The following is a 5929-nucleotide window of genomic DNA, read 5'->3' as shown; positions in this document are numbered from 1 at the left end:
TAACAGATCATCATATTCATAATTCTCAAACTTAGATTTTAATAGATTGAAGTCTTCTTCTTTAGTTCCTTTTAGTAACATAAAAGTTCCACCTGCATCAACTATGCTTGTGAATAAATTTTTAAGTTGCTGTAACCCTTGAGTTGTAAACACAAACTTACAACCGAACTTTCTTGTTTGAGGTAATATATTCTTTTTGCTTAACATTTGCATAGCTGTAGGACATTGGAATATTTCGTCCACAGTTATATATGTCCGTTTCGGTTGTTTGTTCCACTTTCCTCTTATCTCAGTTGCCAGCCATATTTTACTTATAAAGAAGGTTGTAATAATATCCTTAGCTTGTGAGCTCCATTCGTCTTGTAACATTTTAACTATAATTAGCTTTCCTTGTTCAAGTTCTTTAGCTATATCTATATTATCACTATCCCCTTTATTAAACATATACTCTAAATATATATCCTCTTTTAATAAACTGACTCTATCCAATATACCCTCTATTCTAGCTTCTTTAGTTCCTATTACATAAATATCAGGATTATCTTTAGTAGGCTTGCTCCATTCGTCTAACTCCTTAAGTATCTTAATTTTATCTTCTAAATATGGAATTAAGTCTATATCTAATTTATCTATATATTTATTTCTAATATCGTGATCTTCTAAACAATCAATTATACTTTTCAAAGAAGTTTCCCCTATGCAAAAAGCAATAGTTCCTGCTGCCACTAAATATTTTCTCATTCTAGCTTGTAATAGTTGTCCTTCATCATTTATTGCATTTACAAGTTCTAAAAATTGCATAACTTGTAAATTAGCATTTTTAACTCTTTGTAATGGTGTCTCCATCTTAATATTTCGCTATGTTAAAGAATAGTGTTGAAAATAAGATATTTAAAAAGGACCGATTTAATTTGTCCTTTTAGTTCATTATTAAAAAAAGCAACAACTGTTGCTTTTTTCCTCGTAAAGTTTTAAGACTACAAAAGTTTGAAAGGATGATTAACTTCAAAGTCATCTTTGGTTAAACCAGTTATTTGACATATTTTATTAGTTAATTCTTCTATACTCATGTTCGCATGAAGTATTTTTCCACTTTTACCGTGCATTACTAATCCTAAAGCTTTTAATTCAGGATAATCATTTACATCAATTGTTTCATTCTTAAAAGTTACTATATAATTTGTAAATATAAGATTTCCTGCCGTTTCCTCATCAATTCCACCGAAAATTTTATTGATTATGCCCACTATAACTCACCTCCACTCTTTAATTATACACAAATAAGAGTAAACATAAAACAATATTTACCAATTATATATAAATTGCTTTTCTTTCTTTAAAATCCTTTATTTGAGTATATGAATAAGAGGTGTGAGACTGAACAAATAATCTTTTACACCTTATTGTATCTTTTTCATTTTTAAATAATTCTATCCATTTAAACCAATACATATAGTTTGCAAGATATTTGGTTGCAACGCCATGAAAACCAACCATAAATTGCTTTAATCTACTATGGTAGGCATTTATATGCTGAATGTGATAAATTCCTTTTTTATATTTACCAGTTTCTATTTGTTGCATTTCAATATCAAAGTTATTTTTAAATTTGATATAACTTTTGTGTGAATCTACACATAGAGTTGATTTATCTCCTATTCTATCTTTGAAAAGTCTCTCGACGTCTGCATAACGCATTCTACCATTACAAACTAATTCTGATATAACATTTCCCATTCTATCGGTAGCACACATTACTGATACTTGATTTTTAGAGATACCTCTCTTTTTCTTTTCTTCTTGGCTTGAAGGTTTGCTTTTAGGACCCCGTTTGTATGGTTTACGAGGTATAGTAAAAGTTCTACTTTTACTATGATTCCCTTTGTAAGAAAGTCTGAAAAATGTTTCATCGGCTTCAACTACCCCTGATACATGCCCAATTCCTATATGGGTTCTCACAGCATCTAAAATTTTATGCCTCCACAAAAATGATGTGGGTACGCTGATTTCAACTATTTCTGCACATTTTCTAATTGAATAACCTTCAATCATGCATTTGATGTAAGATAGCCATGTTGTAAAATCTTTTTTGCTATTATAATATGGGGAGTATGTAAAATCTGTAAATGTTTTATAACAATCTTTGCAAATATATCTTTGTTTGTTATTATACTTGCCATTTCTCAACACCCTATCTTTTTTACAATAGGGGCAGACTTTACCTGAGGAGAACCTATTTTCTTTTATTTCATCTTGAATTTCATTTGTCATAGAGCCCAAAATCAACTCTTTTTCAAGGTAATTATATACTTGTTCCTGTTCAGATTTAGTTAATGTTGATAAAAATTTTATTACAGAACTTGCTTCAGACATCACATAATCCTCCATCGTTTACATTATATTTATATTATAACCTATTTAGGAGAATTTAATAAAATATCAACATATATCTTAAACATAGCGTAATATTTTTAACTTCATTAAATGCGAATCCTTGCATACTATTTTCTTTAGAATAATCTAATAATATAACATTTTCTTTTGGGATATATTTTAGAACCTCCTCAGTTAACTCATTGTTCTTTATATAGTCAATTAATACTCCTCCTTCCCCTCTTACTCTTGAAAATCTATACATATTTGCTATATAGGTGCTTTTCCCTGCTCCTTGACTTCCATTTATCTCTAATGGATATGAACCTACATTATATTCATCTTCTAAATAAGTATTTATACTTTGGCCTTTATATTTATTCTCCCCTAAACACATATAACCTTTTTGCAACTCTTCTGGAACTTTATTTTCTTCTACATTAATATGCTTAATTCCATGCTGTAATAGAAGCATTCTACCAGGTACTTGAATAAAGTTAGAGCATTCATCTGTAGACATTGTATTTGTATCTACCTTGTAATCATAATCTTCTATATTAATTTTATGTTTTTCCTTCTTATATATAAGTTCATTATCTTCATCCAAGGTTCTATAGGCTTGGCATACACTTAAAGCATTATTTTCTTTTCTAGTAATATCCTTGCTTTGACTTAATACTGCAATTTGAGTATTTAATATAGTAGCTTCTTTCTTCTTATTAGTATTACTGCTTAAACTTTGTTGTTGCTCTAAAATTCCAAGTATAGCAGCGTATAAACTTTGTTTAGAGTTTTCAGGAGCTCCCCCAGTAAAATCATTAATAACTTGTACTATTGAATCAAATAGATTAAAGATATTAATGATTGCACTTCTCATAATATAATCAAAACTCATTTGCTTTTTTTCTATACTCTTATGTTCTTTTATTTTTTCTATAGTTGTATTATACCTATCTAACCACCCAAATTGACTTATAGGAAGGAAATTATAAATCACTCTTATTCTATCCTGGTCCTTCATTATATCCATTACACTTAGTATGGAATTTAAAGGCTCATTAGATTTCTTATCTACTGCAAAACTCATAGCATCTTCTTTCTTATAACTAAGAGAATACAAATCTGTATCCTCTTCCATTTCGTCTATCTTATCTACTATTTCCATAGTAGCCTTCGACCATATTTCTTTACACTTTTCTATAATGATGTTTTTGAACACATCTGGAATTATAAAATAAAATTTAGCATTATTATCTTTTATATCTATTACATAGCTAATTTTATAACTAGTTTCAAAAAACAATTTCTTTTGTTGCTTATATATCCTTCTATTTATGGCTCTGTAGGTGTGTGCTATGGCTTTAGATATATTTGCACTGTTATAGTTTCTTATGCTCTTATGAGGTGTTATTTGTAGATATATATAGGTAGGTTTTATTAACTTGAAATATTCTGATAGCTTTATACTCTTCATATTATTAACTCTTTAACTGCTTGTAATATAAAATAGATTACAAAACTTATACTAACATACTTACCAGCCTTCCTTTGCCCTACTATATACAGAAGTAATGCTATAAGACAAGCAATAAGGCAAATCCAATAGCTTCCGTTTATTATTCCTAGACCTATCCATTTAAGAAAGTTAACTATTGATTGCTTCAAGCCTTCCACGATTCCATTAACTATAGTTTCTTGCATAATAATACCCCCTAAGAAAATATTTCTTTTATCAAATCAAAAGCCCAAGGCATTAAATATAAAGAACCAAATATAAGCAGATATTTAATAATTATCTTTCCTACGTCTTTACTAGACCCATTCATAAGTGATTTTAAAATTTCCATTACGCAGCCTATGATGCATAACCAATATCCGATTGACTGCACTATACCCAATATAGTACTACCAGCTTCATTTATTTTATTCCCTGCATCACTTGCATCCGCTAATACTGTACTTGTATAATTAAGTCCTGCTATTACAAAGACAGTCATTCTCCTTAATCTATCGTTATTAATAATTTTCCTTGCTATACCTTCTACTCCATTTTCTATTTCTATATCTTTTAAAGACTTTCCCCCTCTTTCATATGCTAAGAATTGAGGAATACTCATTATAATTTCTTTCATTTTAAATCCCCCTGAATACAAATTTTATTTTAGGCAATAATATAAATATAAAATTATCGGAGGTGTCTCAGTATGTTCACTTTTGTTTTGGGCTATACAGTCTGTTATGGAATAGCACTTGGATTATATACATTTATGAAGTAATTATTAAGATTTCCCTTATATAGTAAACATTTAATAATAGTTCACATATACTACTAGCGTAACGCAGTTAGCGTAGTAGTTCCTTAGCCTAAGTCTACTCACCTAGATTTAGGCTTATTTTTTATTAAAAATCAAAGTTATTTTGTATAGTATTGTTATCTCTTTTATTAGTTTCATTTTCTTTTTCCATCTGCTCTTTAATTAATTGCTTTATATAAATACTTGGTGATAATTGTTTTTTTAGAAATTCATATAAAGCGAACTCACTATCCTTAAAACTTATACCTATCTTCTTCATGAGAATACTTCCCTTCCATATCTTTCATATGCTAAAGCATTGGCCATAAATGGATCTCTTACTAAATAAGCTTGTGGGATTCTATTTTTAAAAGCATTGTATAACTTATCAGCCCCTCCACCTATCAGAACTACATTATTAGTTTTCAATGAATAATCTACTTGAACTTTTCTCACTATACTTTCAACAAATTCTTTAAATATATCCATACTTACTTCCTTTCTTTCTCCGTATATAAAAAGTCCTCTTCTAATTATTCTTTGAGCATCATCTTGCTTTAGGTCTAATCCATATCTGGTGTTTAGATAATTAATAAAATCACTTTCTAAATTCATAATTCCCATTGGCAAGCTTGTTGGTCTTTTGATTTTTCTTTTATTACCTTCTATTTCTAATAAGCATATATCTGTTGTCCTACCCCCAATGTCTATTATTATTCCTTCGAAATTCCCTGGTACTGTTAAAACTCCTTCTGGAACTACTTCTACATCTATAACTAATTTACTTTGAACTATTCTATTAATTAAATGATCTTTATCTTCTTTATATTGGCTCAATGGTAATCCTACAACTATCTTATTATTTTTATCTGTAGTACTTTTCTCTATTGCTCCTTGTAGTAAGTAAATTAAATTACTCCTATAGGCCTTTCTATATTCTGTATCAAATTCTCCTTCTCCTAAATAAATCTTCTTATTCTCTATAGTTATACAGTCTACTTCGCTAATATTTTTAAGTAATGTTGTTTTGGATAGAAAACTTATCCCTTTACTGCTTTTAGTGTAATAATTACCTAAATCAACGCCTAAAATCATCTTCCTTAATCTTCCCCTTTCTTCCTTATGATTTATTTATATGTCTTAAGTAAGAAAAAGTTTCCTATAAAGTCATGTACCACCAGCTTAGCTGGTGGCTTGATTAAGCCCTATAAGGGCATGATACTGGCGGCACTACTCGTGCTCTGAATAACTGCCAATCGCAA

7 protein-coding genes and 1 pseudogene are annotated in these 5929 nt (G+C 29.2%); all 8 read right to left on the bottom strand.

Going from position 1 to position 5929, the window contains the following annotated elements:
• A pseudogene (locus tag E6248_RS11960) lies at positions 1-846 on the bottom strand (hypothetical protein); the annotation flags it as partial.
• Between the two features lie 131 nt (positions 847-977).
• Positions 978-1247, bottom strand: a complete 270-nt coding sequence (locus E6248_RS11955; protein WP_316341031.1) for a hypothetical protein — start codon at positions 1245-1247, stop codon at positions 978-980.
• 64 nt (positions 1248-1311) lie between these two features.
• A complete protein-coding gene (locus E6248_RS11950) occupies positions 1312-2373 on the bottom strand; it encodes an IS1595 family transposase (RefSeq protein WP_316341030.1) in 1062 nt (353 codons plus the stop codon).
• A 55-nt stretch (positions 2374-2428) separates the two neighbouring features.
• A complete protein-coding gene (locus E6248_RS11945; RefSeq protein ID WP_316341029.1) occupies positions 2429-3847 on the bottom strand; it encodes a hypothetical protein in 1419 nt (472 codons plus the stop codon).
• Positions 3844-4074 carry a hypothetical protein gene (locus E6248_RS11940; protein ID WP_316341028.1) on the bottom strand — a complete coding sequence of 77 codons (231 nt, stop codon included), beginning with the start codon at positions 4072-4074 and terminating at the stop codon, positions 3844-3846. Before E6248_RS11940 ends, E6248_RS11945 begins: the two co-directional genes overlap by 4 nt.
• Before the next feature lie 11 nt (positions 4075-4085).
• Complete coding sequence (locus E6248_RS11935; protein WP_316341027.1) at positions 4086-4505, bottom strand: hypothetical protein; 420 nt, start codon at positions 4503-4505, stop codon at positions 4086-4088.
• A 268-nt stretch (positions 4506-4773) separates the two neighbouring features.
• Complete coding sequence (locus tag E6248_RS11930; protein WP_316341026.1) at positions 4774-4947, bottom strand: hypothetical protein; 174 nt, start codon at positions 4945-4947, stop codon at positions 4774-4776.
• Positions 4944-5762, bottom strand: coding sequence for a ParM/StbA family protein (locus E6248_RS11925; protein ID WP_316341025.1), 819 nt, complete (start codon positions 5760-5762; stop codon positions 4944-4946). Before E6248_RS11925 ends, E6248_RS11930 begins: the two co-directional genes overlap by 4 nt.
• Positions 5763-5929: the final 167 nt, after the last annotated feature.

It is taken from the genome of Clostridium sp. (genome assembly GCF_032552055.1).
GTDB lineage: Bacteria > Bacillota > Clostridia > Clostridiales > Clostridiaceae > Clostridium.
The sequence above is the reverse complement of the archived record's forward strand: the minus strand, read 5'-3'. Positions and strand labels throughout refer to the sequence as shown.

Bases quoted from the DNA above. Each gene is read 5' to 3' on its own strand.
- E6248_RS11940 (WP_316341028.1), bottom strand. From the start codon at position 4,074: ATGCAAGAAACTATAGTTAATGGAATCGTGGAAGGCTTGAAGCAATCA.
- E6248_RS11925 (WP_316341025.1), bottom strand. From the start codon at position 5,762: ATGATTTTAGGCGTTGATTTAGGTAATTATTACACTAAAAGCAGTAAA.
- E6248_RS11950 (WP_316341030.1), bottom strand. From the start codon at position 2,373: ATGTCTGAAGCAAGTTCTGTAATAAAATTTTTATCAACATTAACTAAA.
- E6248_RS11930 (WP_316341026.1), bottom strand. From the start codon at position 4,947: ATGAAGAAGATAGGTATAAGTTTTAAGGATAGTGAGTTCGCTTTATAT.
- E6248_RS11935 (WP_316341027.1), bottom strand. From the start codon at position 4,505: ATGAAAGAAATTATAATGAGTATTCCTCAATTCTTAGCATATGAAAGA.
- E6248_RS11945 (WP_316341029.1), bottom strand. From the start codon at position 3,847: ATGAAGAGTATAAAGCTATCAGAATATTTCAAGTTAATAAAACCTACC.